24 protein-coding genes are annotated in these 26,607 nt (G+C 61.3%); 10 read left to right on the forward strand and 14 right to left on the reverse strand.

Going from position 1 to position 26,607, the window contains the following annotated elements:
- Positions 1 to 145: 145 nt before the first annotated feature.
- Positions 146 to 949, reverse strand: coding sequence for an exodeoxyribonuclease III (locus CTR2_RS01265; RefSeq protein ID WP_087085392.1), 804 nt, complete (start codon positions 947 to 949; stop codon positions 146 to 148).
- Positions 950 to 959: 10 nt separating this feature from the next.
- On the opposite strand from CTR2_RS01265, the gene pyrE reads away from it, so the two are divergent.
- On the forward strand, positions 960 to 1,661 hold the full coding sequence (gene pyrE, locus CTR2_RS01270; RefSeq protein WP_087085763.1) for an orotate phosphoribosyltransferase: 702 nt from the start codon (positions 960 to 962) through the stop codon (positions 1,659 to 1,661).
- An 8-nt stretch (positions 1,662 to 1,669) separates the two neighbouring features.
- Entirely contained in the window at positions 1,670 to 2,341 is a 672-nt protein-coding gene (locus CTR2_RS01275; protein ID WP_087085391.1) for a DUF4124 domain-containing protein, read from the forward strand.
- 11 nt (positions 2,342 to 2,352) lie between these two features.
- Here CTR2_RS01275 and CTR2_RS01280 read toward each other — a convergent pair whose 3' ends face one another.
- The 5 genes from CTR2_RS01280 to CTR2_RS01300 all read right to left on the reverse strand — a co-directional run bounded on the left by CTR2_RS01280 (position 2,353) and on the right by CTR2_RS01300 (position 6,053).
- Entirely contained in the window at positions 2,353 to 2,700 is a 348-nt protein-coding gene (locus CTR2_RS01280) for a hypothetical protein (protein ID WP_087085390.1), read from the reverse strand.
- An 86-nt stretch (positions 2,701 to 2,786) separates the two neighbouring features.
- Positions 2,787 to 3,005, reverse strand: coding sequence for a hypothetical protein (locus tag CTR2_RS01285; protein WP_003070377.1), 219 nt, complete (start codon positions 3,003 to 3,005; stop codon positions 2,787 to 2,789).
- A 90-nt stretch (positions 3,006 to 3,095) separates the two neighbouring features.
- On the reverse strand, positions 3,096 to 4,217 hold the full coding sequence (locus CTR2_RS01290; RefSeq protein ID WP_238707613.1) for an HPP family protein: 1,122 nt from the start codon (positions 4,215 to 4,217) through the stop codon (positions 3,096 to 3,098).
- A gap of 134 nt (positions 4,218 to 4,351) precedes the next feature.
- Positions 4,352 to 4,915: a nitroreductase family protein gene (locus tag CTR2_RS01295; protein ID WP_087085388.1), complete on the reverse strand. Its 564-nt coding sequence runs from the start codon at positions 4,913 to 4,915 to the stop codon at positions 4,352 to 4,354.
- Between the two features lie 100 nt (positions 4,916 to 5,015).
- A complete protein-coding gene (locus CTR2_RS01300) occupies positions 5,016 to 6,053 on the reverse strand; it encodes a hypothetical protein (RefSeq protein WP_087085387.1) in 1,038 nt (345 codons plus the stop codon).
- 276 nt (positions 6,054 to 6,329) lie between these two features.
- Between CTR2_RS01300 and serA the strand changes: the two genes are divergently transcribed.
- The 4 genes from serA to CTR2_RS01320 all read left to right on the forward strand — a co-directional run bounded on the left by serA (position 6,330) and on the right by CTR2_RS01320 (position 11,001).
- A complete protein-coding gene (serA, locus tag CTR2_RS01305; RefSeq protein WP_034357918.1) occupies positions 6,330 to 7,559 on the forward strand; it encodes a phosphoglycerate dehydrogenase in 1,230 nt (409 codons plus the stop codon).
- A 158-nt stretch (positions 7,560 to 7,717) separates the two neighbouring features.
- Positions 7,718 to 9,718, forward strand: a complete 2,001-nt coding sequence (locus tag CTR2_RS01310; protein WP_087085386.1) for an OPT family oligopeptide transporter — start codon at positions 7,718 to 7,720, stop codon at positions 9,716 to 9,718.
- Positions 9,715 to 10,539, forward strand: a complete 825-nt coding sequence (locus tag CTR2_RS01315; protein WP_087085385.1) for a hypothetical protein — start codon at positions 9,715 to 9,717, stop codon at positions 10,537 to 10,539. Before CTR2_RS01310 ends, CTR2_RS01315 begins: the two co-directional genes overlap by 4 nt.
- Before the next feature lie 123 nt (positions 10,540 to 10,662).
- Complete coding sequence (locus tag CTR2_RS01320) at positions 10,663 to 11,001, forward strand: YegP family protein (RefSeq protein ID WP_087085384.1); 339 nt, start codon at positions 10,663 to 10,665, stop codon at positions 10,999 to 11,001.
- A gap of 43 nt (positions 11,002 to 11,044) precedes the next feature.
- On the opposite strand, the gene CTR2_RS01325 is transcribed toward CTR2_RS01320, so the two are convergent.
- From CTR2_RS01325 to gatC, 6 genes are all read right to left on the reverse strand, one after another.
- Entirely contained in the window at positions 11,045 to 11,857 is an 813-nt protein-coding gene (locus CTR2_RS01325; protein WP_087085383.1) for an alpha/beta hydrolase, read from the reverse strand.
- Positions 11,858 to 12,677: 820 nt separating this feature from the next.
- Positions 12,678 to 14,006: an ATP-binding protein gene (locus tag CTR2_RS01330; RefSeq protein ID WP_140401085.1), complete on the reverse strand. Its 1,329-nt coding sequence runs from the start codon at positions 14,004 to 14,006 to the stop codon at positions 12,678 to 12,680.
- A gap of 133 nt (positions 14,007 to 14,139) precedes the next feature.
- Positions 14,140 to 14,832 (reverse strand): excinuclease ABC subunit A, encoded by a 693-nt coding sequence (locus CTR2_RS01335; RefSeq protein WP_087085381.1) that lies wholly within the window; start codon positions 14,830 to 14,832, stop codon positions 14,140 to 14,142.
- A 128-nt stretch (positions 14,833 to 14,960) separates the two neighbouring features.
- On the reverse strand, positions 14,961 to 16,418 hold the full coding sequence (gene gatB / locus CTR2_RS01340) for an Asp-tRNA(Asn)/Glu-tRNA(Gln) amidotransferase subunit GatB (RefSeq protein ID WP_087085380.1): 1,458 nt from the start codon (positions 16,416 to 16,418) through the stop codon (positions 14,961 to 14,963).
- A gap of 150 nt (positions 16,419 to 16,568) precedes the next feature.
- The gene (gene gatA, locus CTR2_RS01345; protein WP_087085379.1) at positions 16,569 to 18,059 is read right to left on the reverse strand and encodes an Asp-tRNA(Asn)/Glu-tRNA(Gln) amidotransferase subunit GatA; all 1,491 of its coding nucleotides are present in this window, start codon (positions 18,057 to 18,059) and stop codon (positions 16,569 to 16,571) included.
- Between the two features lie 20 nt (positions 18,060 to 18,079).
- Positions 18,080 to 18,379, reverse strand: coding sequence for an Asp-tRNA(Asn)/Glu-tRNA(Gln) amidotransferase subunit GatC (gene gatC / locus CTR2_RS01350; RefSeq protein ID WP_003070403.1), 300 nt, complete (start codon positions 18,377 to 18,379; stop codon positions 18,080 to 18,082).
- Between the two features lie 212 nt (positions 18,380 to 18,591).
- On the opposite strand from gatC, the gene CTR2_RS01355 reads away from it, so the two are divergent.
- The 4 genes from CTR2_RS01355 to mrdA all read left to right on the forward strand — a co-directional run bounded on the left by CTR2_RS01355 (position 18,592) and on the right by mrdA (position 23,407).
- A complete protein-coding gene (locus tag CTR2_RS01355) occupies positions 18,592 to 19,635 on the forward strand; it encodes a rod shape-determining protein (RefSeq protein ID WP_003059473.1) in 1,044 nt (347 codons plus the stop codon).
- Positions 19,636 to 19,800: 165 nt separating this feature from the next.
- On the forward strand, positions 19,801 to 20,817 hold the full coding sequence (gene mreC / locus CTR2_RS01360; RefSeq protein WP_003074630.1) for a rod shape-determining protein MreC: 1,017 nt from the start codon (positions 19,801 to 19,803) through the stop codon (positions 20,815 to 20,817).
- On the forward strand, positions 20,814 to 21,332 hold the full coding sequence (mreD, locus tag CTR2_RS01365; RefSeq protein WP_034372326.1) for a rod shape-determining protein MreD: 519 nt from the start codon (positions 20,814 to 20,816) through the stop codon (positions 21,330 to 21,332). The genes mreC and mreD overlap by 4 nt, the downstream gene beginning before the upstream one ends.
- Positions 21,333 to 21,454: 122 nt before the next feature.
- Positions 21,455 to 23,407, forward strand: a complete 1,953-nt coding sequence (gene mrdA, locus CTR2_RS01370; RefSeq protein WP_057094411.1) for a penicillin-binding protein 2 — start codon at positions 21,455 to 21,457, stop codon at positions 23,405 to 23,407.
- 36 nt (positions 23,408 to 23,443) lie between these two features.
- Here the strand turns inward: mrdA and CTR2_RS01375 are convergent, their stop codons facing one another.
- Positions 23,444 to 24,202 (reverse strand): sulfite exporter TauE/SafE family protein, encoded by a 759-nt coding sequence (locus CTR2_RS01375; protein WP_087085377.1) that lies wholly within the window; start codon positions 24,200 to 24,202, stop codon positions 23,444 to 23,446.
- A gap of 573 nt (positions 24,203 to 24,775) precedes the next feature.
- Positions 24,776 to 26,443 carry a GMC family oxidoreductase gene (locus tag CTR2_RS01380; protein ID WP_087085376.1) on the reverse strand — a complete coding sequence of 556 codons (1,668 nt, stop codon included), beginning with the start codon at positions 26,441 to 26,443 and terminating at the stop codon, positions 24,776 to 24,778.
- Positions 26,444 to 26,607 lie beyond the last annotated feature (164 nt).

Genomic DNA, 26,607 nt, shown 5'->3' on the forward strand with positions numbered 1-26,607 from the left:
GTTCATTCTTTCGGAAACCTGCCCAGCCGGCTCAGTACAACTCATGCTCGCATGGGTTGTACTGTTGCACCTTGCGCTAACTCAATTCGCCGAGCATGCGTGCGTTCACTGCCTTGCAGGTCGCTGCCGGTGTTGCTTGTGCGCTTCAGATCGCCATGTCGTAACCAATGGTGATGGGCGCGTGGTCCGAGAACTTCTCGCCCTTGTAGATGGACTCGGTGCGCGCCAGGGCCGCGATGGCAGGCGTGGCCAGATGGTAGTCCAGTCGCCATCCCACGTTGTTGGCATAGGCCTGGCCCCGATTGCTCCACCATGTATAGCAGGCATCCGTGGTGTCGGGCTGAAGCTGACGATAGACGTCGACCAGACCGCCGCTGGCCTCGGTCTTGTGCAACAACTTGCTCATCCAGTCGCGCTCTTCGGGCAGGAAGCCGCTGTTTTTCTGGTTGCCGCGCCAGTTCTTCAGGTCTTCCTTCTGGTGCGCGATATTGATATCGCCGCAAAGCACGAAGTCGCGCTCGGCCTTGAGGTGCATCAGGTGGCTGTGCATCTTGGCGAGAAAGCGGAACTTGGCTTCCTGGCGCAACTCGCCCGAACTGCCGCTGGGAAAGTAGGCGCTGATGATGGAGAACTTGCGGCCGGGCGTGTCGAAGCGGGTTTCGACATAGCGGCCCTCGGCGTCGAACTCGTCGATATCGAAGCCCACCACCACATCGCTGGGCTCGTGGCGGGTGTAGACGCCCACGCCCGAGTAGCCTTTTTTCTCGGCGAAGTGGAAATAGCCCTTCATGCCGGCCAACACCTCGAAGCGCCCGGCCATATCCGAAGCCTGGGCCTTGATTTCCTGGACGCAAATACAATCCGGCGCAGTGGCTTCGATCCAGGCTTCGGCGCCTTTGGTCGTGGCAGAGCGGATACCGTTGAGGTTGAGGCTGGTTAATTTGAACAAGGATGAATCCATGGTGGTGAGTGAGAAGCCAATGGGCGGTGCAGACCGTCTGGCGCAGGATTTTGTGCAGTTTGCCGTCGATGCGGGCGTGCTGCGTTTTGGCGAATTCAAGACCAAGGCCGGGCGCATCAGCCCGTACTTCTTCAATGCCGGCCTGTTCGACGATGGCGCCAAGATGGCCCGTCTGTCCGAATTCTATGCAAAAGCCATTCTGGCCAGCGGCATGGAGTTTGATATGGTCTTCGGGCCTGCCTACAAGGGCATCCCTCTGGCAGCCACGGTGGCGGTGGAACTGGCACGCCAGGGCAAGAACGTGCCTTTCGCCTACAACCGCAAGGAAGCCAAGGATCATGGCGAAGGCGGTACCCTGGTGGGCGCTCCCCTCAAGGGCCGCGTGCTCATCATTGACGACGTGATGTCGGCCGGTACGGCCGCGCGCGAGTCGATTGCTATCATCAAGGCGGCCGGTGCCGAGCCGCATGCCGTGGCCATCGCTCTGGATCGTCAGGAAATGGCAACAGAGAATGGCCAGGACGTGGCGCATAGCGCCGTGCAATATGTGCGCAATCAACTGGGCATGCAGGTCTGTGCGATTGCCAAGCTGGCAGATCTGTTGCTTTATCTCGAGCAGCAGGGCGGGGACGCCGGCCGCGAGCATCATGAGCGCGTGCTGGCCTACCGTCAGCGTTATGGTGTTGAAGACAAGGAATAAACACGCAAATGAAGCAGGCCTTGCATGCAAAACTGAGTTTGTATGTGGTAGCTACCGTCTGGGCAGGTGCCATGCCGGCTCAAGCCCAGGCTCCAGCCAATAGCAGCGGTATCTACGCCTGCACAGATGCCAATGGGCGGCGCATCACGGCCGACAGACCTATTGCCTCCTGCGTCGATCGCGAGCAGCGTGTGCTCGGCACCACGGGCGTCGAGTTGCGCCGCGTGGGCCCCACGCTGACCGATCAGGAGCGCAGTGCACAGGAGGCCAGGCGACGCCAGGACCAGGCCGAGCAGCAGCGCCTGCGCGAGGAGCGCTCGCGTGACCGCGCCATGCTGGCGCGCTTCCCCAATCAGGGCGTGCATGATGCCGCCAGAGCCGAGGCCATTGCCCAGGTCAACGATGTGATCGGCGTGGCCCAGCAGCGCCTGGTCGATCTCAAGGAACGACGCCGCAAGCTAAATACCGAGCTGGAGTTCTATCAGAACGACCCGAAGAAGGCTCCGGCCAATCTGCGCCGCCAACTGGACGACAACACGGACTCCCAGGCCGAGCAGCAGCGCTTCATCAAGCAGCAGGAAGAGGAAAAGCAGCGCATCAACCAGCGCTTCGATGCCGAGTTGCAGCAGCTGCGCAAGCTATGGGCGGACCTGCCGCCGACCGTACCGCGCGCGCACTAGGGACCGCGCTTTCAGTCCTCGTGCCTGTGCATGGCCATGACGCGGCCCAGCAGCAGGGCCGCAATCCAGGCCACTCCAGCGATGATCAAGGGCACCTGCACCAGCAACGGCGCCTGAGCCATGAGCATCAGCGCATCGACTTGCCACAGCGTCCCATAACCCTTGAACAAGCCATAGGCCAGCCACAGCAGCAGGCCTGCGCTGGCAATGGCGGCCATGCTGCGCATATTGCGGCCGTCACGGCTGCCTGCGGGGATGCGCAGGGCGGTGCGCCATAGCCAGCCCACGGCGGCCAGTACCAGCAGCACGCAGGCCGCAACGGACAGCGGCATCCACAACGAAAGAGGAATCAGCGACATGGCGCCGCACTTTAGCCCAGTTGATCCCTTGATGAAAAAGAAAATACCCACCGAGGTGGGCATGCATGAAGGGGCTTGTCAGCAACTCAGTTTGCGCGCCAGACCACATGGTGGCCCGGCACGGACTGAATGCCCAGCACGGTGGCGTGGTGGGCGAGCAGCTCTTCGAAGGTCTTGGTGATTTCGCTGCTGGCAGTGCTGCCTTCATATTCCGTGGCCACCTGTGTCGCGGTAAAGGAACTGGCTCCAAAGCTTTGCACGATGTTGCGCAGCTTGTCGAGGTTGGGGGTGAACACGGCGTCCATGGCAGCAACTCCTTTTCGGGCAATCAAACCAGTACTGCCCATAGTTTATCCAGCAGCCCGTGTCAGGCAAGAGGGCCTTTGCCCGCATGGCTATTGATTGATGGAGAGCAAGGTGCGAATCACGTCGGAGCGCGTGATGACACCGACCAGGGTTTTGCCGCGCAGCACGGCAATGAACTGAACGCTGTGCGATGCCAGCTCGTGCAGCAGATCGCCCATGGGTGTGTCTTCCTGCACGCTCATCTCGGGCGCGCGCATCAGTTCCTGAGCCACGGACTGCACCTTGGATGGCCGGCTGCGCAGGCGCTGCCAGAGGTTTTGCTGCTGGCGCGCGCGGTGGTCCTGCCAGAGCCAGTCGAACAGGTCGGCGCGCAGCACGCGGCCGATCAGCTCACCTTGCGCATCGACCACGGGAAGGCTTTTGACCAGATGGCGGTGAAACAGCTCGGCCACCTCTTCGAGCGGAGTCTGCGGGCTCACTGTCAGGAGCTTGGCGGACATGACGGTGCCGCAGTTCACGCTGGACAGCCGGCGCTTGATGGCTTCCTCCTCGGCGGCGGCCAGCAGCTCGCCCAGGTCCTCGGGTGTCAGGTTGTAGCTTTGCTCGAAGCGCTGCAACAGCTGCTCCAGATCCTGCTCGCTCAGCGCCAGGCGCGTGGTGGGGCGCAGGGTCTTGGCCGCTTGGGGCGGCTGGTGCAGGTAGGGACGGCCGCAGGCGCGGTGGTAGAGCACGCCGATGGCTGCGAGAACGCCCGAGAGCACGGCCATGGGGATCAGAAGATGCCATCCCAGCGGCGCCATCTGGGCCGCAGCCAGGACCGTCAGCAAGGCCACGGCGCCGCCCGGCGGATGCAGGGCGCGCAGCAGCAGCATCAGGGCAATGGCTCCTGCCACGGCCAGTGCTGCCAGCGAGGTCTGGGACAGCATGGGGAACGCCCAGAGCAGCAGCAAGGTATAGAGCGCAGGCACGGTGTTGCCGACGACACAGTTCCAGGGCTGGGCCAGCGGGCTGCTGGGCACGGCGAACACCAGCACGGCCGTGGCGCCCAGCGGGGCGAACAGAAACAGGGTGTTGGGAAAGAAATGCTCGACCAGCCCTACCAGAATGCCGGCCAGAGCCAGACCCAGGCCGGCACCGATGCTGGCGCGGATCAGCTCTTTCCAAGAAGGGCGCGAGGCCACCGGCCCCAGGCGCTGCCACATTGTTTGCATGACGGACATAGGCTCAGGCTACGGGGCGCAAATTTAATAGCTGCTCCCGCAATGTTGTATTGATTAGTGCCGCAATTCTGTCAAAAAAAGCTCCACAAGGTGAGCTGTGGAGCTTTGGCAGCGGGGCTGGCGCTTCAGGCTGGCACTGCACCGGCGCTCAGCACCTCGACCAGCGGTTTGCGACCGGAGGGCAGCTCGCGCTCGCGCAGATCGTCAGGCAGGGTTGCGGCATCGGCGCGGCGGCCCACGGCGATCACGCATTCGGGCACCAGATGCTCGGGCAGGTTCAGCACCTTGCGGGCTTCGTCCGCCGAGAAGCCACCCATGGCGTGCGTGGCCAGGCCCATGGCATGGGCCTGTAGCGCCAGATAGCCCCAGGCGCAGCCCGCATCGAAGCTGTGCTTGGCGGCGGAAGCCTGCTTGTCCGACAGCAGCACGATCAGCGCGCCGCCATTCAGGCACCAGCGGCGGTTGGCTTCGTTGGGGATCTGCGAGAACGCCTGCCAGTTAGCGTCATCGCGCAGGGCGTAGGCAAAGTGCCAGGGTTGCTTGTTGCTGGCCGAAGGCGCCCAGCGGGCGGCTTCCACCAGTTGCTCGATCTGGGCAGCGTTCAGTGCTTCAGGTACAAAGGCGCGCGGCGACATGCGCTCGATGAATTGCGCGTGGACGGGGACGGTACTGCTACGGGTGGTGCTCATGGTGATATCACTGAACTGAAAAGAAAAGGGCCCGCCTACTGTACAGAGGCGGGCCCGAAACCATAGCGCAAGCCCCGGCCTTTGTGCCGGAGCCGGGAGATCAGGACTTTTGACCCGATTGCGCGCCGATGCCGCGCAGATGGCGCTCCATGCGGAACATCACCAGCGCCATCATCACCATCACCAGGCAGGAAATCAGCAGCGTGGCAAAAGCCGTGTCCATGCCCAGAAACTCCCACTTTTCCTCATCGGGGTTGTCGCCGCGCAGCTTGGCGGCCGTGCGGTCGAACGACAGTGTGTAGTTGGTCAGCAAGGTGTTGACGATCTGCGGGGCGGACTGCTGCTGCAGCTTCTTGGCCAGGCCTTCGTTGCCCAGCACCTTTTCCAGCGCCACGGGCAGTCCCTTGATGTAGGCCGCGTACGAGCCCTCGCCATGCTCCATCTCGGCTGCCTGGGCACGGTCGTTGATTTCGGAGGCCAGGTTCACCGGATCCATCAGCATGGCGTCTTCGCCTGAAGCCTCGGCGGCTGCCGCCATCGCTGCATCGGTTGCAGCCTCTGCGGCGGCACGGGCCATGCGGTCCTCGCGGGTCAGCGAGATGCGGCGAGCCGTCCAGGCGGCATCCACTTCGGCAGCGGCCGCGTCGGCAGCCTCCTTGTCGCAGCAGGAGTTCTCACGTGCCTCGCGCATTTTGATCTGGCGGTTGACATCGTCGGCCGAGGGCAGGGCATCGCCCTTGAGCAGGGGGTGGATGGGATCCAGTCCCTGGCTGCTGTTTTCCGCTTCTACGCGTTTGCGCGCAGCGGTGTCCCGGTAGATGAAGCCACGCAGCAGGCCGTCGGCCTTGCGGAAATCAGGACGCAGGGCGGGGTCGGCCAGACGCTTTTCCATGGGCACGGCGTTGCCAAGGACGCTCAGGTCGCGACCGGTCTCTTCTTCCATGTACTTGAGGTCGTAGGGTGCATCCTTCCAGTTCAGCACCGTTGCACCGGCAGTGGCGACATCGGGCTTCTTGGGCTTGTAGTGGTCCCAGATCCAGTGGCCCATGCCAAACAGCACAAAGATGGAAAAGGCGAGCAAGACAAGACGCAGAACTTGAATCAGCAAATCTTCTGCGCGGCGCAAGAGGGTCAGCATAGGCAGCAAATCCTTGTAAAAAGCTTGAGTGGTCTGCACTTTCGACTATGAAATTCGAAGCGCGTGAATGATCGCGATTGTAGGAAGCGAATCGGAAAGTCGTAATTTGTTACAGGTGAGTCGACAAATGCACGCTTCTGCCCCGCCATGCGCTTGTTTTTGGGTCAGGGACGCCGGTGTGGCTCCTCTTCACTTCACGAAGGGGTGATGCACCCAGATCCTGTAACGGAATTACGAAACCGCTGTAATGGAGTTTTGATGGATCGAGGCTGGATCATGGGTAAGACGTCGCTGGATAAATCGAAGATCAAGTTTTTGCTGCTCGAGGGCATACATCCCTCCGCGCTCAAGGTGCTGCATGACGCGGGCTACACCAATGTGGAGGCACTGACCGGCGCGCTGGACGGCGAGGAGCTCAAGCGCAAGATTGCCGATGTACACTTTGTCGGCATCCGCTCGCGCACCCAGCTCACAGCCGATGTGTTCGCGGCCGCGCAGAAGCTGGTGGCCGTGGGTTGCTTTTGCATCGGCACCAACCAGGTGGATCTCAACGCAGCGCGCGAGCGCGGCGTGGTGGTCTTCAACGCGCCTTACTCCAATACCCGTTCGGTGGCGGAGCTGGTGCTGGGCGAAGCCATTTTGCTGCTGCGCGGCATCCCCGAAAAGAATGCCGTCTCCCACCGCGGCGGCTGGAAGAAGAGCGCAGAGAACTCCTTCGAGATCCGCGGCAAGACGCTGGGCATCGTCGGCTATGGCTCCATCGGCACCCAGTTGTCGGTGCTGGCCGAAGGCCTGGGCATGAAGGTCATCTTCCACGACGTGGTGACCAAGCTGCCGCTGGGCAATGCCCAGCAGAGCAGCGGTCTCAATGAGCTGCTGGCCCAGTCCGATATCGTCACCCTGCATGTGCCCGAGCTGGCCTCCACCAACGGCATGATGGGAGCGGCTCAGATTGCCGCCATGAAGCCCGGCAGCATTCTCATCAATGCATCACGCGGCACGGTGGTCGATATCGAGGCGCTGGCGGAATCGCTGCAAAGCGGCAAGCTGTTGGGCGCGGCCATCGACGTCTTTCCCAAGGAGCCCAAGAGCAACAAGGACGAATTCCTGTCGCCGCTGCGAGGCATGGACAATGTCATCCTCACGCCGCATATCGGCGGCTCCACCATGGAGGCACAGGCCAATATCGGTCTGGAAGTGGCGGAAAAGCTGGTCAAGTACAGCGACAACGGCACGACCACATCGGCCGTCAACTTCCCCGAAGTGGCGCTGCCCGAGCACCCCGGCAACAACCGCATCCTGCATGTGCACGAGAACCGTCCCGGCATTCTCTCTGCCATCAACCAGGTGTTTGCCGACAACGGCATCAATATCGCGGGCCAGTACCTGCGTACCGATGAAAAAGTGGGCTATGTGGTGATCGATATCGATGCCAAGTCCTCGGCGCTGGCGCTGGAAAAGCTCGCGCAGATTGCGGGCACCATCCGCTGCCGCGTGCTGTTCTGAAGCCCTGGCTGCTGAACGGAAAAGGAGACCTCGGTCTCCTTTTTTCATGAACCGGCCATTGGCGATGCAAGGAGCTGGCCCGAAGGGCGCGCGACGGACATGGTGTTGCGCGCCGCTGATGCTAGGCTTGTGCCGTTACAGACCCTCCCGCTTGCACAATGAATACACCAATCAAGAGAGAGTTCACCTTTCGTGGCGTGCTGCTTGGCGCGCTCATCACCCTGGCGTTCACCGCCGCCAACGTCTATCTGGGGCTCAAGGTCGGGTTGACCTTTGCCTCGGCGATTCCCGCTGCCGTGATCTCCATGGCGCTGCTCTATCGCTTCAAGGATTCCAACATCCTTGAAAACAATCTGGTGCAGACCCAGGCTTCCGCTGCCGGCACCTTGTCCTCGGTGATCTTTGTGCTGCCGGCACTGCTCATGCTGGGGCTGTGGACGGGTTTTCCGTTCTGGCAGACGGCATTGATCTGCGCGGCCGGCGGCACGCTGGGCGTGCTCTACACCGTGCCCCTGCGCCGCGTGCTGGTGGTGCAGTCCGAGCTGCCCTATCCCGAGGGCGTGGCCGCTGCCGAGGTGTTGCGCGTAGGCGATGAGCAGCGTCATGCCCATGACTCGGAGAACCTGGGCAAACCGCGTAGCTCGGGCTTGCGCGAGTTGGGCTGGGGTACGGGGTTGGCCGCGCTGTTCGGCTTTCTCAGCGGCGGTCTGCGTCTGCTCGGCGATGCCTTCAACTTCTGGATTCCCGCAGGCAGCGTGGCCTTTCGCTTGGCGGCGGGCTTTTCGCCCGCCCTGCTGGCTGCCGGCTATCTGATGGGGGCGGCCGCAGGCATTGCCGTGCTGGTGGGGCTGGCGCTGTGCTGGGGCGTGGTCGTTCCCTGGCTGACGGCCCAGGCTTCTCCTGCGGCCGGTCAGGCGCTCTCCGAGCTGTCCACCCAGCTCTGGGGCAGCAAGGCCCGCTTTCTGGGGGCGGGCGTCATCGGCATCTCGGCGCTGTGGACCGTGGCCACGCTGGCCAAGCCCATTGTCCAGGCGATCCGCAACCAGCCTGCGCGCAGCGTCGCCGAGGGGGCCGGTGGCGACGAGACCGACAAGGACATGCCGCGCAGCTGGATGATGATGATAGGGGCCGCCGCCCTGGGCGTGCTGTTCCTGGTGGTCAATGACTTCATCGCCGGGCATATGCCCGATCTGGCCGCTGGCGCACGCTACGGCCTGGCAGCCCTGTGCGTGCTGTTCGCGGCCCTGTTCGGCTTTCTGGTAGCCGCCGCCTGCGGCTACATGGCCGGTCTGGTGGGCTCGTCGGCCAGTCCCATCTCGGGAATCGGCATCATCGCCACCCTGCTCATGGGCGTGGCCCTGCTGGCGCTGCATGCCCTGGTGCCGGCCTATGCCAGCGCCGTCGCAGGGCAGATGGGCATTGCGCTGGTGCTGTTCATGGTTTCGGCCGTTCTGGCCATGGCCGCGATCTCCAACGACAACCTGCAGGATCTCAAGACCGGCTACCTGGTGGGGGCCACGCCCTGGCGTCAGCAGATCGTGCTCATCATCGGCTGTCTGGTGGGCGCGCTGGTCATACCGCCCGTGCTGGATCTGCTCTACAACGCCTACGGTTTTGCAGGCAGCATGCCGCGTGCCGGCATGGACCCGAATCAGGCCCTGGCCGCACCGCAGGCCACGCTGATGATGCAGATTGCCAGCGGCATCTTCAAGGGCTCGCTGGACTGGAGCATGCTGGGTCTGGGCGTGGCCGTGGGCATTGCCGTCATCCTGATTGATCTGGCTTTGCGCAAGAGCGGCAAGGGCGCGCTGCCGCCGCTGGCCGTGGGCCTGGGCATCTATCTGCCGCCCACCATAGGCCTGACGCTGACCATAGGCGCGGTGCTGGGCTGGTGCATTGCCAGAGCCATCAAGGCCTATGCGCAGCGCGGCGGCAAGGACTGGACGGCGGCGGCCGAGGAGCGCGGCCTGCTGCTGGCCTCGGGTCTCATCGTGGGCGAGAGCCTGATGGGCCTGCTGATTGCGGCACTCATAGGCTTCAGCGGGATGGATGCGCCGCTGGCCCTGGTGGGCGACGGCTTTGCGCCCGCCATGTGGCTCGGCCTGGCCTATTTCGTCGGTCTGTGTGTGTTCTTTTATCGCCGGGTGCTGCGCAAATGAAGACAGGAAAATTCGACGGGGAACAGGCCGAATACCGCCAGGGTAACTTTGCCTTCGCACATGAATGGCTGCAAGAGTTCAAGACCCTGGACGAGGTGCTGGAGCGGCTGGACGCGCTGCGCGCCGCCGACCCTGCACATCGCTACCTCTGCACGCTGGACGATGTGAGCCAGTGCAGCTACACCAGCGGCCATGCGAGCCAGGATGAGCGCCTGTATCTGGATGACCCCGAGGACATGGACTGGGAGGACCCGGCGCAGGAGCAGGCCCTGACGCTGGCTTCGTTGCAGCACCGCGTGGCGCAGCTGCAGCGGCCCGAGCTGATGCAGGACTGGGCGCAGGTCTGCGGCACGCTGCTGCTGGCGACCGAGGATGTAGATGCCCTGCTGCTGGCCAACCGCAGTCCCGAGGTGCTGCTCGACGAGGTGGTCTATGTACAGCGTCTGCCCGTGCCCAGCGACGAGCTGATGATTGCGGGCCAGCCCAATGGCTATTTCAGCGCGGACTGGGACAGTTTCCAGAACCAGGCCGTGATCCGCCATCTGGCGGGCCAATACGGTTACCGTTTCTTCGGCATGGGCGCCGCATGGATGGGCTTTGTGCGTGCCAGCCTGCCCGACGCGGCGCTGGTCGAGCGGCTGATAGAGGATTTGCGCATGCTCTACGGCCAGAGGCAGGACGAGGTAAGGGAACACGCAGGCTGGTCACAGCTGGCGTCCGTGCTGTTATCGCGACGCACGTTGATGCTCGGATATGCCGAGAGCCTGGCCGAGGGCCTGGGGCTGGATCAGCCGTCTTATGAAAGCGGCATGAAAAGCTGACAAGGTTGGATTCATCACCGCCGGAGCCAGCCATGAGAGGCCCGGTTTCAGCGGTGATGGTTTTATAGTGTGCTGGCTACCCCCTGCGGCGCAGGCCGCTTTTTGCAACTGAAGGAGAAACCAATGGCAGGTCATTTCGAGTTGAGCAAGAGCAGCGATGTGCAGTTCCGGTTTGTGCTGAAGGCCAGCAACGGAGAGATTATTCTCACCAGCGAGCTGTACAAGACCCGGGCGGCAGCCGAGAACGGCATTGCCTCGGTGCAGACCAACAGCCCGCTGGCCGAGCGCTACGAGAAAAAGACCGCCAGCAACGGCAAGGAGTATTTCAACCTCAAGGCTGCCAACCATCAGGTTATCGGCACAAGCCAGCTCTATGCCTCGGCGGCATCGCGTGATGCGGGCATTGAGTCCGTCAGGAAAAACGGTGCGACGACGGTCGTCAAGGATCTGACTGGCACTTGAAGCCCATCGCCGGACAGCACCTGCTGGGAGCGTCAGAGGCCTTTCAGGCCTCTTTTTGATGCCCGTCCACAAACTGCTCTATGGCGCTCCAGAAGCCGTTGGCGCGGAAGATGGTCGAATGATTCGCCTGGGCGAATGCCTGCACCTGCACCGCCTTGTCCCTGAGGCTGTGCAGCAGGGCGTCGGTGCGCTCGGGCAGCACCACCTGGTCGCGTCCCGCACGCAGCACCAGAATCGGCCCGCGGTAGTTGCGCAGATGCGCGGCAGAGTCGAACGGATCGCGCAGTAGCAGTTCCACAGGCAGCCAGCCATACATGCCGCGTACCGTGTTCAGAATGCTGTCGAAGGGAGTGACCAGCACCAACTGGTCAGGCTGGCGCAGGTCGGCCACGGCAGCCGCCACGCCCGTGCCCAGACTGCGGCCGATCACGGTGATGGGCAGTTGGGGGTGCAGGCGCCTGACCTCATCGAACAAGGCGGCGGCATCGAGCTCCATCAGCTCCTGCGTGGGTTCGCCCTCGCTGGCGCCATAGCCACGGTAGGCCAGCATATAGATATCGCTGTGCGGCAGACTGCGCGCCAGCTGCTGGCGCCGATGGGCAATGTTCTCGGCATTGCCGCCAAAGTAGATCACCGCATTGCGCGCCTTGCCGTCCGCCGGGTGCAGCTGCCAGCCTCGCAGCAGCACGTCGGAGCGCTGCAGCGAGAAATCGGTGCTCTCGGCCGCCACCTGTGTGCTGCCGCCCGGAAAGATCATCTGGCGCTGCTGCGCAAACATATAGCTGCAGATACAGATATAGACCGCCAGGCACAGGGCCAGCAGCCAGAGCAGGGGCTTGAGCAGCTTGGAGAGCATGGAGCGCAAAAGTATGGGGTTTGCGCCGGATTGTGCGCAGATTTGTGTGGGTTTGGTGTGCGCTTTACCTCGGCTTTATGTAAGCGGTAGTTTTTGAAATTGATAGCGAGTGGCGCTTGTGTTGTCTGTGCTTGGGGCTTGTTTGGCTTGTTGTGATGCTTTAGCTGTTTGCCTGATGTGGCGAGGCTGATTGCCTGCCTGCCTGCCTGCCTTGCTTGCAGAGGGCGGGTCTCGGCCCGCTTGCCGACCTACTTTCTGCTGCCGATATGCCGGACCACCAGAAAGTAAGCAAAGAACACAGCCCCTGCTGCCCCCGTCCCTCCGGCTTCGCCTGCGGGCAACGTGGGCAAAAGGGGGGCAATACCGGATGCGGGATAGCTTCTTTGAAAAATTAATAGCTGCTACCGCAATCAGCAATTGGGCTTGAAACCAATTTCATTCCAACTCTCGCAGGCCGTCCGTACCCGCTTCCACCCGTGTTTCAGCGCCTGCGGCGCGGGGTTCGGGCCGCGGGCATTGGCACCGAAGAGTGCCAATGCATCGTGAACAAATTTGCGGCAACCTGTTTGAACGGAGCTCCAAAGGTGCGCAGTGAGTTTTGCCGCACCGCAGATTGAATGGCGTGACGCAGGTTGCCCGGAGCGAAGTGAAACGTAGCGTAGCGACGCGGACAGTCGGGTCGCCTTTCTCTTTGGGTACTTATCTTTTGGCGAAGCAAAAGAAAGTACCTCGGCTGACGGGCCGAGACCCGTCCTCTGTCGCTGGCGACAAAGCGATGCTGTTGTGGAAGCTACCTGTACCTGCAGCTCTTTACTATTTGCTAAGCGCTTGTAGAGATATGGCTTATCGATATCTTCGAATTTGGCATGCTAAGAAGTTTCTTTATTGCTTCTAGGAACGCCTCATGCTCAGGAGGAATGGGAGAATTATCTGTTGACTCAAATATTGCTTTACGATGAGCCAGAGCATAAGCATGGTAAATGGGATCTGCAAAACAATATGTTCCAGAGTATTGGTTGTATCTTAGAATACTTCCTTTATCGGGTTGGCATAATTTATCTAATTTATTTTTCAATCCAGATTTTGGATAATCTTTATGATTTCGTAATATCTTGGCTTCTAGATCAAATCTGGCAGCCTCCCCTCTGGGGAAATCACACAAACTTTCGATAATTATTTTCTCATGAGCAAATTTATTTCTTCTGTCTTGTCGCAGTGCTTTCTCAAAAGCACTTTGGATCTTGTCTGAAGCTGCTTCAAGGTAACTAAGTAATGCCGTTTTCCAATTTTTGATGTCAAAATTTGTTGTTGTTTGAGATGTCTCATAAATTCCACTATTCTGGCAGAGGTGAACGCATAAGTCGTGACAAACAGATGCCATTCCTGCAGAGTGCTGGACAATTTCATTAATTAAATTTGATGTGAACTGTAAATTTAGAAGTTCACAGCCTTTTTGTATAATTTGAATTATTTCGTCGTCCGTCATTAGTGGGACTGATAGTTCAAATACTCTATTTTTCATTTCAGGATCGTATTCAACGACCTGTCTAGCGGTGTCTACAGCACCAATTGCAATAATTTTCAATTCTGGAAAATCACTGCCTAAATCCATGAAAACTTTCATTAGCTGTGAAAGATAGGACTTTTCAGATGAATCCATCTTGTGAAAATCTTCAAGAATCCAGCATGCCTTTATTTCACCTAAAAATCTGCCAAGTGTTGGACCAGTCAGCTGAGGGGGAACTAATATGGATTGCTTATTAGACTCATCCTTCTTCAAATTAAGAGAAAGTTGTGCTTTAATTTGGGAGAATAAATTAGCAGTATCGCCACCAATGGTGAAATTTTTTGATGTTGAGTTGGTGACTTCAGAAGAATAAAAAATCTCTAATTTGGAGAAGGCATCTAATAAGAGTTGATCAAACTTCATTCCTTTCATACATCTTGTTGTGATGTGCGATGAATAGGTTTGAAATATTTTGTGATTTATTAGGGTGGTCTTTCCAACGCCAGAGTGGCCATAGATGACAAGCTGCTTGCCAGGCGTTAGAAGAGCATTTACTAATTTATTTTGTATTGCTTCACGCTCAATGAAAGCTTTTTTGGCAGGAACACTTGGCGTAAAAACCTCATACAACTGATTAATCATTTGTGTTTTTTGTAGGTAGCAAACATGGCGTTATTTTCTAAAAATAAAAGCCTCCGGATGGAGGCTTTTATTCGATAAACATGAAAGCGAGCAATAACTGACAACGTGAATTCTGGTACGTCTCGGATAGATCTCACGCCCCCGGCAAAAAATACCCCGCCTTATGCTGATTCCGCGAACCGCTCACACACAGCTTCAACCGCGCCTCCATGTACTGGCGCACTTCCGAGCGGTCGCACATCTGCGCCAGGTCTTCCCAATAGAGCAGGCTGGTGAAAGCAGGCTTCGCGGACTCGGCCGTATCGCCCTCGCTCACTTCTGCGGCGCGCGCAGGGGTGGGAACATAGATCGGTCCATTGACCGGGGCGTAGTGCTGCACCGGGCGGCCTGCGGCTTCTTCCTTGCGGCGGGAGGTCAGCACAAAGTAATGCTGGCGGGCGTCGGCCAGATGCGGCTTCTTATCGGCGTCGAAGACCTTGTCCAGGCGCTCCAGCCCTTTGGCCACATCTGCGGCGTAAGTCCAGTTGCTCAGGTATTTGGTCTCGATGAACAGAAAGACCTGGCGTGCGGCGTCGGAGATCAGCACATCGGCCAGCTTGCTGCGCAGGCGCTCGTGGCACAGGTAGGCGTGGGTGTCAAACGAGATATGGGGGCTTTGAATGCCCAGGTCTTCGCGGCCTGTGACTTCCTGGATGTAGCGGTTGAACTGGACGATGCGCTTGGCATAGCCGGCCGTGAATTCGTTGAAAAAGTAGCCGGCAAAGAACTTGGTGCAGAGGTTGCGTTCTTTTTCAGATTCGATGAGGGAAGCGTTCGAGAAGATCACTGAAATTTTCCTGTGCCGCGCGGCGCAGGGCATGGAGATGGCGGACCTGGAGGTCCGGCAAGCAACAAGGCCGCAGGCATGTGCTGCCTGCGGCCTTGAACGGTGAGGTGGCGCCTGGAGTTGGCGGCTTAGGCCAGCTTGGCCTTGAGCAGCTCGTTGACCTGGCCGGGGTTGGCCTTGCCCTTGGAGGCTTTCATGACCTGACCGACCAGGGCGTTGAAGGCCTTGTCCTTGCCGGCGCGATATTGCTCGACGTTGGCGGGGTTGGCAGCAATCACCTCGTTGATGATGGCTTCCAGCGCGCCGGTGTCGTTGGACTGCTTGAGGTCCTTGGCTTCGATAATGGCGTCCACATCGGAGCCTTCACCGGTCCACAGGGCTTCAAACACCTGCTTGGCCGAGTTGTTGCTGATGACATTGCCGTGGATGCGGGCGATCAGGGTGCCCAGCTGCTCGGCGCTGACCTTGACCTGGTCCATGCCGATCTCTTCCATGTTCAGGCGGCGCGAGATCTCGCCCATGATCCAGTTGGACGCCAGCTTGGGCTGGCCGCAGGCCTTGGCGGCGGCTTCAAAGTAGGCGGCCATGGCCTGGCTTTGCGTCAACGTGGTGGCGTCGTACTCGGGCAGTCCGTATTGCGTGACAAAGCGCGCGGCCATGGCGCGGGGCAGCTCGGGCATCTCGGCCTTGACCTGCTCCACCCATTCGGGCGCCACGACCAGCGGAGGCAGGTCGGGGTCGGGGAAGTAGCGGTAGTCGGCCGCGTCTTCCTTGGTGCGCATGGCGCGGGTCTCGCCCGTGTCGGGGTTGAACAGCACGGTGGCCTGCTGGATCTTGTGGCCGTCCTCGATCTGCTCGATCTGCCAGAGGATTTCGTAGTCGATGGCGATCTGCATATTCCTGAACGAGTTCAGGTTCTTGATCTCGCGGCGTGTACCCAGCGGCTGGCCGGGCTTGCGCACGGACACGTTGGCGTCGCAGCGGAATGAGCCTTCCTGCATGTTGCCGTCGCAGATGCCGATCCAGGTGACGATCTTGTGCAGTTCCTTGGCATAGGCCACGGCTTCGGCGGTGGAGCGGATATCGGGCTCGGTCACGATTTCCAGCAGCGGCGTGCCGGCGCGGTTCAAATCGATGCCGGACTGGCCGATGAATTCATCGTGCACGGACTTGCCAGCGTCTTCTTCCAGGTGGGCGCGCACCAGGCGCACGGTCTTGAGGACGTTGTTCTTGCCTTCTTCCAGATAGAAGCTGACTTCACCGCCTTGCACCACGGGGATCTCGAACTGGGAGATCTGGTAGCCCTTGGGCAGGTCGGGGTAGAAGTAGTTCTTGCGCGCGAAGATGGAACGCGGCGCAATCGTCGATCCCAGCGACAGGCCGAGCTTGATTGCGCATTCCACGGCCTTTTTGTTCATTACCGGCAGCGTGCCGGGCAGGGCCAGGTCCACGGCGCTGGCCTGGGTGTTGGGCTCGGCGCCGAAGGCGGTGCTGGCACGGCTGAAGATCTTGCTGTTGGTCGCCAGCTGGGTGTGGGTCTCGAAGCCGATGACGACTTCGTAGCCATTGATTAGTTTCACAGTCATGTTCTTGCTTCAAAAAGTGGGCGGTATCCATGGTGCCGCGCATGAAACTGGCGCGGCCTGACCCAGGGACAGCGAGCAAGGGCCGCCCCGCAGCGAGGCTGTCGTCCCCCTTGAGGGGGAAGGCGCGAAGCGACTCAGGGGGTGTTCCATTTAAATGCCAGCGGGGCGCTTCAGATGGAAGTCGGTGGCTTGCTGGAAGCGGTGGGCCGCGTTCAGCAGTTTGGCTTCGCTGAAGTAGTTGCCGATCAGCTGCAGGCCCACGGGCATGCCGCCGTCGCCGAAGCCTGCGGGCAGGCTGAGACCGGGCAGGCCGGCCAGCGAAGCGGGCAGGGTGAAGATGTCGGCCAGATAGTTGCTCACAGGGTCGGCCTTGCCGCCAATCGCCCAGGCCGTCGTCGGCGCGGCCGCGCCGGCGATGACGTCGCAGTCCTTGAAGGCAGCCTGGAAGTCGTCGGCGATCATGCGACGGATCTTCTGTGCCTGCAGATAGTAGGCGTCGTAGTAGCCTTCGGACAGCACATAGGCGCCGATCATGATGCGGCGCTTGACCTCGTCGCCAAAGCCTTCGGCGCGGGTCTTTTTGTACATGTCGTTGAGGTCTTCGTACTTCGCCGCACGGTGGCCGAACTTCACGCCGTCGAAGCGCGACAGATTGGACGAGGCCTCGGCCGGAGCCAGGATGTAGTACACGGGCACGGACAGCTCGGTGCGCGGCAGGCTCACGGGCACCAGCTTGGCGCCCAGCTTTTCGTATTCCTTGAGTGCGGCGTCCACGGCTGCGCGGACATCGTCGGACAGGCCTTCACCAAAGAACTCGGCGGGTACACCGATACGCAGGCCTTCAATCGAGTCGTTCAGCTTGGCGCTGAAGTCCTCGGCCGGGTAATCGAGGCTGGTGGAGTCGCGGTCCAGATCGGGGCCGCACATCTCGGAGAGCAGCAGCGCGCAGTCTTCGGCGCTGCGGCCCATGGGGCCGGCCTGGTCCAGGCTGGAGGCAAAGGCGATCATGCCGTAGCGGCTGGCGCGGCCGTAGGTGGGCTTGATGCCGGTGATGCCGCAGAACGAGGCGGGCTGGCGGATGGAGCCGCCGGTGTCGGTGCCGGTCACGGCCGGGGCCAGACGTGCGGCCACGGCGGCGGCCGAGCCGCCGGACGAGCCGCCGGGCACGCGCTCGGTGTTCCAGGGGTTGCGCACGGGCTGTGCCGCATCAAAGCCCACGGGAGCCACGGCCGAGTTCTCGTTGGCGCCGCCCATGGCGAATTCGTCGCAGTTGAGCTTGCCCAGGGTGACCACGCCGGCATCGGCGAGCTTCTTCACCACGGTGGCGTCAAACGGCGAACGGTAGCCCTCCAGCATCTTGCTGGCGGCGGTGGTGGGGAAGTCCTTGGTGACGAAGATGTCCTTGTGCGCGATGGGCACGCCGGCCAGCTTGCCGCCCTTGCCTTCGGCAATCAGGGCGTCGGCCGCCTTGGCCTGGGCCAGGGTGGCGTCTTCATCGATGGCGACAAAAGCGCCCAGGTTCTGGTGCTGCTTGGCGCGGGCCAGGAAATGCTGGGCGGCTTCGGTGGCGGAGACCTGCTTGGCGCGCAGTTGCGCGGCCAGCTCGGCCACGCTCAATTGGTGGAGTTCGGTTTGGCTCATGTTCTTGTGGTTCCGCGCGTTTATTCGATGACCTTGGGCACGAGGAAGTAACCCTTTTCGGCTGCAGGGGCGTTCTGCATGTTGGCGTCGCGGTTATTGCCCTCACTTACCAAATCGTCACGTAGCCGTAAGGCGACGTCCTGGATGGCAGCCACGGGATGTGACAGAGGGCTGACGCCCGAAGTATCCACAGCCTGCATTTTTTCGACGATGCCGAAAAAGTTGTTTAGTTGCGCGAGCATGCGCTTACTTTCGTCTTGCGACAGTTCAAGGCGGGCCAAGTTGGCGATGCGCGCAATGTCTTGATCGTTCAATGCCATAGAAATTATTTAACAGGGCCGCCGCGTGTAAAGCAGTGTTTCTAACCCTGACAGTAGAAGTTATTCACAGGGGATACGGTATTATCTCGGCTTTGCCGCAATACCTCCGTTCGGCTGGTCATTGTGCAAAAAATGCCCACCACCCAGACTCCATTACCTTACATCCCGGCGACGGCCAGCCGATGCGCAAGCCGTGCCTGAGAGGACCCTGAATGTTCGGAGCTTTCCGTCGGTACTTCTCCACCGACCTTGCCATTGACCTTGGCACAGCTAACACCCTGATTTTCGCCCGAGACAAGGGCATTGTTCTGGACGAACCTTCGGTGGTTGCGATCCGTCACGAAGGCGGCCCTCACGGCAAGAAGGTGATCCAGGCTGTCGGCCGCGAAGCCAAGGCCATGCTGGGCAAGGTGCCCGGCAACATCGAAGCCATCCGTCCCATGAAGGACGGCGTGATCGCCGACTTCGTGATCACCGAGCAGATGATCAAGCAGTTCATCAAGATGGTGCATCCGCGCTCGGTGCTGACGCCCAGCCCCCGCATCATCATCTGCGTGCCCTGCGGCTCCACCCAGGTCGAGCGCCGCGCCATCAAGGACGCCGCCGAAGCTGCGGGTGCCACGGCCGTGTACCTGATCGAAGAACCCATGGCAGCCGGTATCGGCGCGGGCCTGCCCGTGTCCGAAGCCTCGGGCTCCATGGTGGTGGACATCGGCGGCGGCACGACCGAAGTGGGCGTGATCTCGCTGGGCGGCATGGTCTACAAGGGTTCCGTGCGCGTCGGTGGCGACAAGTTCGACGAGTCCATCATCAGCTATATCCGTCGTAACTACGGCATGCTGATCGGCGAGCCCACGGCAGAACTGATCAAGAAGCAGATCGGCTCGGCTTTCCCCGGCTCCGAAGTCAAGGAACTGGAAGTCAAGGGTCGCAACCTGTCCGAAGGCGTGCCGCGCAGCTTCACCATCTCTTCCAACGAAGTGCTGGAAGCGCTGACCGATCCGCTCAACCAGATTGTTTCCGCCGTGAAGAACGCGCTGGAGCAGACGCCTCCCGAACTGGGTGCCGACATTGCCGAACGCGGCATGATGCTGACCGGTGGCGGCGCGCTGCTGCGCGACCTGGACCGTCTGCTGGCCGAAGAAACCGGTCTGCCCGTGCTGGTGGCCGAAGAGCCGCTGACCTGCGTGGTGCGCGGCTGCGGCATGGCACTGGAGACCATGGATCGCCAGGGCAGCATCTTCACCAGCGATTAATCGCTGTGCAATGTGGTGTTTTGCGGCACGCGGCATAGTGCGCGTACCGCAGCCACTTCCATGAACAGGGCCTGAGTCCGTGATACGCCTGCATACCGCGCTCTCTTTTTGCATTCCTTCTGGTTGGGAAGGCCGTGCGCATACGGCCATGCCCAGGGAGCGCACATGAGCCTGGACACCCTGGACCACCGCGCTCCATCACTGTTCAAGCAACAGGCCTCGCGCACTTCCCAGCTTGCCCTCTACAGCGCCTTGGCGCTGTTTTTGATGGTAGCCGACGCGCGTTTCAAGATCACCACTCCCGTGCGCTCCGCCTTGTCGGTGGCGCTGTCGCCTGTGCAATGGGTGGTGGCTCAGCCGGTGCTGGCCTATCAGAACGCCAGCCGCTATGCCGAAGTGCAGCAGCAGGCCGTGGCCCGCGAGGATGCTGCGCGCAAGGAGCTGGTCGTCATGGCTCAGCGTGCCGAACTGGCCGACGAGTTGATCAAGGAGAACGAGCATCTGCGCTCCATGCTGGAGTTGCGTGAGCGCTCGTTGACGCCGGGCCAGGTGGCCGAGGTGGTCTATGACAGCCCCGACCCCTATACGCGCCGTGTGGTGATCGACAAGGGGCAGGCCGACGGGGTCGAGCCGGGCTCACCCGTACTGGATGAAAAAGGCGTGATAGGCCAGGTCACGCGCGTCTATCCGACGCGTGCCGAGGTCACGCTGCTCATCGATCGCGATCAGGCCATTCCCGTTTTCAACCCGCGCACTGGCGCGCGCAGCGTTGCCTATGGCGATGCATCTTCGACCCGCGCCGGCGGGCTGGAGTTGCGCTTCATGCCCAGCAATGCCGATGTACAGGTGGGCGATTTGCTCACTACCAGCGGTATTGACGGGCTTTATCCCTTGGGTTTGCCCGTGGCCAAGGTGGTGACGGTGGACCGCCGTGCCGACTCTGCCTTCACCCGCATCTACTGCGAGCCCGTGGGCCGCGTGCAGGGCGTGCGCCATGTGATGGTGCTCAAGCCTCAGGGCCGTACCGAGCATCCCGAGGCCGCCAATATGCAGGCCAAGGCCGATGCCGAGAAGGCCGACCGCGCAGCCAAGGCGCGAGGCAAGAAGGAAGCCGCCGCAGCCGAAAAGGAGAAGGCGGCCGCTGAGAAGGCGGGTGCCAAGCCCGCAAAGGACCCCGCATGATCATGCCGCGCGGCCAGCAGCTGTTGCTGCCGGTCAACCCTCTGTTCATCGTCGTCACCCTGGTGATCGGACTGGCCGTCAATATGCTGCCGCTGGGCCGCATCGTCTGGCTGCCGGACATGCTCATGTTGCTGCTGGCCTTCTGGAGCCTGAACCAGCCGCAGCGCGTGGGTCTGGGCATTGCCTTTGCGCTGGGCCTGGTCATGGATGTGGACCGGGCCTCGCTGCTGGGCCAGCATGCACTGGCCTACACCTTGCTGGTCTTCGTGACGGGCTGGATGAGTCGTCGTCTGCTCTGGTTCTCGAGCCCCGTGCAGGCTCTGCACCTGCTGCCGGTATTTGCCGCGGCGCACGGCATTCAGGTACTGCTGCGTGTCGCGACGGGAGGTATCTTCCCCGGGCTGGAGTTTCTGATAGCGCCAGTGATCGAGACCTTGCTGTGGCCTGTGGTCAGTGCTTTGCTGCTGGCGCCGCAGCGCCGTGCGCCGGACAGCGATGAAAACCGGCCTCTGTAGATGAAAGCCCCCTTGAGTCGCTGCGCGCCTTTCCCCCTCTCGCTTCGCGGGGAGGAACGACTGCCTCGCTGCGGGGCGGCCCTTGCTTGCAGTCACTGGCTTGGCGTGCGGGGAGCCTGCGCATGATGGAGATTCGCAACACCGAAGTCGAGCTGCAGCGCTTCCGGATGCGTGCAGTCGTCATGGGCTGCGTGGTATTTCTGGCGTTCTGTCTGTTGGTCTGGCGGCTGCTGGTGCTGCAGGTGGAGCGCCATGAGGAATTTGCCGAGCGGGCCGAGAGCAATCGCACGGCGGTGGTGCCCATCGTGCCCAACCGGGGCCAGATCCTGGATCGCAACGGCGTGGTGCTGGCCACCAATTACTCGGCCTATACGCTGGAGATCACTCGCTCCAAGGTCGAGGATCTGGACGAGACCATCGAGGGGCTGTCCGGGGTCATAGAGATCACGCCGCGCGACCGCCGCAAGTTCAAGCGACTCATGGATGACTCCAAGAGCTTTGAGTCGATTCCGATCCGCTCGCGCCTGACGGATGAGGAAGTCGCCAAGTTCGCGGCTCAGCGTTATCGCTTTCCGGGCGTGGACATCAAGGCCCGTCTGTTCCGTACCTACCCGCTCAAGGAAACCGGCAGCCATCTGATCGGATACATCGGTCGTATCAATCAAAGGGAAAAAGAAGAGATCGACGAGTCCGACGATGCGGCCAACTACCGCGGCACCGAGGTCATGGGCAAGCTGGGTGCCGAAAAAAGCTATGAGCTGCAACTGCACGGTCAGACCGGCTGGGAGGAAATGGAAACCTCGGCTGGCGGCCATGCCGTGCGCCGCCTGGGCAGTCGCCCCGCCACGCCGGGACACAGCCTGCAGCTGTCGGTGGACATCAAGCTGCAGAAGATGGTGGAAGACCTCTACGGCAATCGCCGTGGCGTGGCCATTGCCATGGACCCGCGCAACGGCGAGGTGCTGGCCATGGTCAGCAAGCCGACCTACGACCCGAATCTGTTTGTCGACGGCATCGACCAGGAGAGCTGGAAGGCACTCAACGAGTCGCTGGATCGCCCTTTGCTCAACCGCTCCATGCGCGGCACCTACCCGGTAGGCTCGACCTACAAGCCCTTCATGGGCCTGGCGGGCATAGAGACCGGCAAGCGCACGCCGGGCACGGTGATTCAGGACGGCGGCTCCTGGACTTTTGGCGGCCATACCTTCCGCTCCGGCCATGCACTGGGCCCGGTGGATCTGGCGCGCGCCATCCAGCATTCCAGCAACGTCTATTTCTACACGCTGGCCAACGAGATGGGCGTGGATGCGATCCACGACTTCATGAAGCCGCTGGGCTTTGGTCAGATCACAGGCATCGATCTGCCCGGCGAGGTGCGCGGCGTGCTGCCCAGCAAGGAGTGGAAGCGCAAGACCTACAAGCGCGCCGCCCAGCAGCAATGGTTTGCAGGCGAGACGATTTCTCTGGGTATCGGCCAGGGCTACAACAACTTCACCATCCTCCAGCTCTCGCATGCGCTGGCCACGCTGGTCAACAACGGCATGAGCTTCACGCCCCATGTGGGCAAGGAGCTGATCGATTCCGTCACCGGTACGCGAACGACCATTGTTCAGCCGGCTCCCGTCAACCTGGGCTACAAGCAGAGCAATGTCGATGCCGTCAAGCGTGGCATGGTGGGAGTGGTGACCGGCGGCACGGGGCGCGGCGTATTCGGCAGTGCCAGCTATTTGTCGGGGGGCAAGACCGGCACGGCCCAGGCAGTGAGCGTGGGCCAGAAGGAAAAGTACAACGCTGCGCGTCTGGCCGAGTATCAGCGCGACCATTCGCTCTATATCGCCTACGGCCCGGCCGAAGCGCCCAGGATTGCCGTGGCGGTGATTGTGGAGAATGCCGGCTTCGGTGCGGCGGCTGCCGCGCCTATCGCACGCCGTATCCTGGACTACTGGCTGGTGGGCAACTATCCCAGCGAGGCCGATATTGCTGCCGTGCGTCAGGGCAAGGCGGGCGCACCGATCGGCACGCCGCGCCGTGTGGAAGACATCTCGGTGCTGTCCGACGACGAAACAGCACCTTGATAAATGGATAGCTGCTGACGCTTTTAACGCAAGGGCTTAACGCAGAAAAGCGTCGTAACCTGTCTTCAGAATCAGCAGGCTGACCACGCCGATGAAAATCGTACGCACAAAGCCCGTGCCGTGGCGCAAGGCCATCCAGGTGCCCAGCATGCTGCCCAGCACATTGGCCACGGCCAGCGGGATGACAAAGTGCCACCAGACATGGCCCTTGAGAGTGAACAGCAGCAGTGCTGCGGCGTTGGAGGCCAGGTTCAGCAGCTTGGCGCTGGCCGAGGCGTTGAGGAAGTCATAGCCCAGCAGGCGCACGAACAGGAACACGAAGAAGCTGCCTGTGCCCGGGCCGAAGAAGCCGTCGTAGAAACCGATCAGCAGGCCGATGGCGCTGGCGGTCAGCATCTCGGTGCGGCCCGCCAGGCGTGGCTCGTGGTCGCGGCCCAGCTCTTTTTTTGCCAAGGTGTAGCCCAGCACGCCAAGCAGGATGAAGGGCAGCAGCTTGCGCAGAAAATCGGGCGAAATCAACGTGACTGCCCAGGCTCCGAGAAAAGCTCCCACCAGCGTCGTGCCGATGGCGGGCAGCAGCGTGGCCCAGGTGATATGCACGCGCTTGCTGTACTGCCAGGCGGAAATGGCCGTTCCCCAGACGGCGGCGCTCTTGTTGGTGCCAAACAGCGTGGCAGGCGTGGTGGTGGGGAAGGCTGCAAACATGGCCGGCACCAGAATCAGTCCGCCGCCTCCCACGATGGCGTCAACAAACCCGGCCAGGGCCGAGGCGAAGGAAACAAGAATCCATTCCATGGAGCAAATGCCTGCAATTGGTGCATGCCGTGAGCAACGCGCGTTGCCGCTGGGCGGCGTTGCCGGAGGCGAGATGAAGAAGCCAGGGGAGAGCGGGCTTGCAAGCCCGAGGATGGCGCCGGCATTGTCGCACCGCCGCCTCAAGCTTGTGCGCAGGCATAAAAAAAGCGCCCACTGTGGGGCGCTTTTGAACGCATCTTTGATGCTTTTATATGTATTGGTCTGGTTGTGTCGAGTTGTCTCCTCGGCCCTCCATGCTGCTTCGTGGAGCAGCGAGAGTGACGAGAATGTAAGGGCTGCACCTGTGTGGTGCATTGGGGAATTCCCTTGGGTTATATCAAAAACGTCTGACAAATGAATCAGAAAGTTTCGTGACATCCTTATGAGTTTTGCGATATTTCAAAAACAATAGCGTCATATGCTTATAAGCAAAAGATCTCTGGGGACTTTGATTCATTGCGCATGACGCCGCGCGGGATTCTTCCGCTAGTACAGGCTTTGCGCTCCAGAGCGAATTTCAGGGGCTGACGGGCTTTTCGCAGTGAATCGCTCGGCTTTTCAAGCGGCCGTTTTTCAGGTCGCGTCACGAATCCACTGCGCCGCCTTCTCGGCCATCATCAGCGTCGGGCTGTTGGTGTTGCCGCTGGTGATGGTGGGCATGGCGCCGGCATCGACCACGCGCAGACCCTGCACGCCTCGCACCTTGAAACGGCTGTCCAGGACTGCCATCGGGTCGTCGGCGCGTCCCATCTTGGTCGTGCCCACGGGGTGGAAGATGGTGGTGGCGATATCACCGGCCAGACGCGCCAGCTCCTCGTCGCTCTGGTATTGAACACCGGGCTTGAACTCTTCGGGTTGGAAGCGCGCAAGCGCCGGCTGGCTGACGATGCGCCGCGTGACGCGCAGGCTGTCTGCCGCCACCTGCCGGTCTTCTGGCGTGGAGAGGTAGTGGGGTGCGATGGCCGGAGCCTGGCGGAAATCCGTGCTTTGCAGTTGTACCGTGCCGCGGCTGCTGGGGTTGAGGTTGCAGACGCTGGCGGTGAAGGCGGCAAAGTCGTGCAGCGGCTCGCCAAAGGCATCCAGCGACAGCGGTTGCACGTGATATTCCAGATTGGGATGGGCCAATGCCGGATTGCTGCGTGTAAAGGCACCGAGTTGCGAAGGCGCCATGCTCATGGGGCCGCTGCGCTTGAGTGCGTATTCAAGGGCGATGGCCGCCTTGCCCCAGAGACTGCCGGCCATGGTGTTGAGCGTCTTGGCGTTCTGCACCTTGTAGACCGAGCGGATCTGTAAATGGTCCTGCAGATTGGCGCCCACGCCGGGCAGATCGCGGCGCACAGCCATCCCATGGCGCTGCAGCAATTCGCCGGGGCCTATGCCAGACAGCTGCAGGATATGCGGCGAGTTGACCGCACCCGCGCAGAGCAGCACTTCGCGTCCGGCCTGCACGGTCACCATCTCCTCTCCGGTCCAGACTTCGGCTCCGGTGCAGCGCTGGCTGCCGTCCGGCAGATCTTCCAGAAGCAGCCGGCGCACCTGGGCGCGGGTCCACATCTCGAAGTTGGGGCGGCCATAGCAGGTGGGACGCAGAAATGCCTTGGCTGTGTTCCAGCGCAGACCTGACTTCTGGTTGACCTCGAAGTAGCCCACGCCCTCGTTGCAGCCGCGGTTGAAGTCGTCGGTGGCCGGAATGCCGGCCTGCTGCGCGGCCTGGGCAAAGGCGTCGAGGATGTCCCAGCGCAGACGCTGCTTCTCCACGCGCCACTCGCCGCTGCCGCCGGTGCTCTTGCTGCCGTGCAGGCGCATGAACTCTTCGCTGGCGCTGCCGCCGGCGTCGAGACGCCAATGGTCTTCATGCTGTTTGAAGGCCGGCAGCACCTGCTCCCAGCGCCAGGTGTCGTCGCCGGTGAGTTCGGCCCATTGCTCGTAGTCGCGGGCCTGGCCGCGCATGTAGATCATGCCGTTGATGCTGGAGCAGCCGCCCAGTGTCTTGCCGCGCGGATAGCGCAGGCTGCGACCGTTGAGGCCGGGGTCGGGCTCGGTCTGGTAGAGCCAGTCGGTGCGCGGGTTGCCTATGCAATAGAGATAGCCGACGGGGATGTGGATCCAGTGGTAGTCATCCTTGCCGCCGGCTTCGATCAGCAGAGTCCGGTGATTCTTGTTGCGGGTGAGACGGTTGCACAGCAGAGAACCTGCTGTGCCGCCGCCGATGACGATGTAGTCGAACTGGGTATCACTCATGGGCAGATCAAAAGGCCGGTACAGCCAGGCGCAGAGGCCAGAGCATCAGGCAGTCATGGGCAAAAAGGCTGGTTCATTAGGTGTGATGAGCTTGCGGGTGTCGATAGGGAAAGCGCTCGCATACTCCTGTTTTGGAAGCTGTCGGCGCAGTGCTGGTTTTGACT

The organism is Comamonas thiooxydans (assembly GCF_002157685.2).
Classification (GTDB): Bacteria; Pseudomonadota; Gammaproteobacteria; order Burkholderiales; family Burkholderiaceae_C; genus Comamonas; species Comamonas testosteroni_H.

Coding starts and splice junctions, on each gene's coding strand:
- pyrE (WP_087085763.1), top strand. CDS start 960: ATGGTGGTGAGTGAGAAGCCAATGGGCGGTGCAGACCGTCTGGCGCAG.
- CTR2_RS01275 (WP_087085391.1), top strand. CDS start 1,670: ATGAAGCAGGCCTTGCATGCAAAACTGAGTTTGTATGTGGTAGCTACC.
- CTR2_RS01280 (WP_087085390.1), bottom strand. CDS start 2,700: ATGTCGCTGATTCCTCTTTCGTTGTGGATGCCGCTGTCCGTTGCGGCC.
- CTR2_RS01285 (WP_003070377.1), bottom strand. CDS start 3,005: ATGGACGCCGTGTTCACCCCCAACCTCGACAAGCTGCGCAACATCGTG.
- CTR2_RS01290 (WP_238707613.1), bottom strand. CDS start 4,217: ATGCAAACAATGTGGCAGCGCCTGGGGCCGGTGGCCTCGCGCCCTTCT.
- CTR2_RS01295 (WP_087085388.1), bottom strand. CDS start 4,915: ATGAGCACCACCCGTAGCAGTACCGTCCCCGTCCACGCGCAATTCATC.
- CTR2_RS01300 (WP_087085387.1), bottom strand. CDS start 6,053: ATGCTGACCCTCTTGCGCCGCGCAGAAGATTTGCTGATTCAAGTTCTG.
- serA (WP_034357918.1), top strand. CDS start 6,330: ATGGGTAAGACGTCGCTGGATAAATCGAAGATCAAGTTTTTGCTGCTC.
- CTR2_RS01310 (WP_087085386.1), top strand. CDS start 7,718: ATGAATACACCAATCAAGAGAGAGTTCACCTTTCGTGGCGTGCTGCTT.
- CTR2_RS01315 (WP_087085385.1), top strand. CDS start 9,715: ATGAAGACAGGAAAATTCGACGGGGAACAGGCCGAATACCGCCAGGGT.
- CTR2_RS01320 (WP_087085384.1), top strand. CDS start 10,663: ATGGCAGGTCATTTCGAGTTGAGCAAGAGCAGCGATGTGCAGTTCCGG.
- CTR2_RS01325 (WP_087085383.1), bottom strand. CDS start 11,857: ATGCTCTCCAAGCTGCTCAAGCCCCTGCTCTGGCTGCTGGCCCTGTGC.
- CTR2_RS01330 (WP_140401085.1), bottom strand. CDS start 14,006: ATGATTAATCAGTTGTATGAGGTTTTTACGCCAAGTGTTCCTGCCAAA.
- gatB (WP_087085380.1), bottom strand. CDS start 16,418: ATGACTGTGAAACTAATCAATGGCTACGAAGTCGTCATCGGCTTCGAG.
- gatA (WP_087085379.1), bottom strand. CDS start 18,059: ATGAGCCAAACCGAACTCCACCAATTGAGCGTGGCCGAGCTGGCCGCG.
- gatC (WP_003070403.1), bottom strand. CDS start 18,379: ATGGCATTGAACGATCAAGACATTGCGCGCATCGCCAACTTGGCCCGC.
- CTR2_RS01355 (WP_003059473.1), top strand. CDS start 18,592: ATGTTCGGAGCTTTCCGTCGGTACTTCTCCACCGACCTTGCCATTGAC.
- mreC (WP_003074630.1), top strand. CDS start 19,801: ATGAGCCTGGACACCCTGGACCACCGCGCTCCATCACTGTTCAAGCAA.
- mreD (WP_034372326.1), top strand. CDS start 20,814: ATGATCATGCCGCGCGGCCAGCAGCTGTTGCTGCCGGTCAACCCTCTG.
- mrdA (WP_057094411.1), top strand. CDS start 21,455: ATGATGGAGATTCGCAACACCGAAGTCGAGCTGCAGCGCTTCCGGATG.
- CTR2_RS01375 (WP_087085377.1), bottom strand. CDS start 24,202: ATGGAATGGATTCTTGTTTCCTTCGCCTCGGCCCTGGCCGGGTTTGTT.
- CTR2_RS01380 (WP_087085376.1), bottom strand. CDS start 26,443: ATGAGTGATACCCAGTTCGACTACATCGTCATCGGCGGCGGCACAGCA.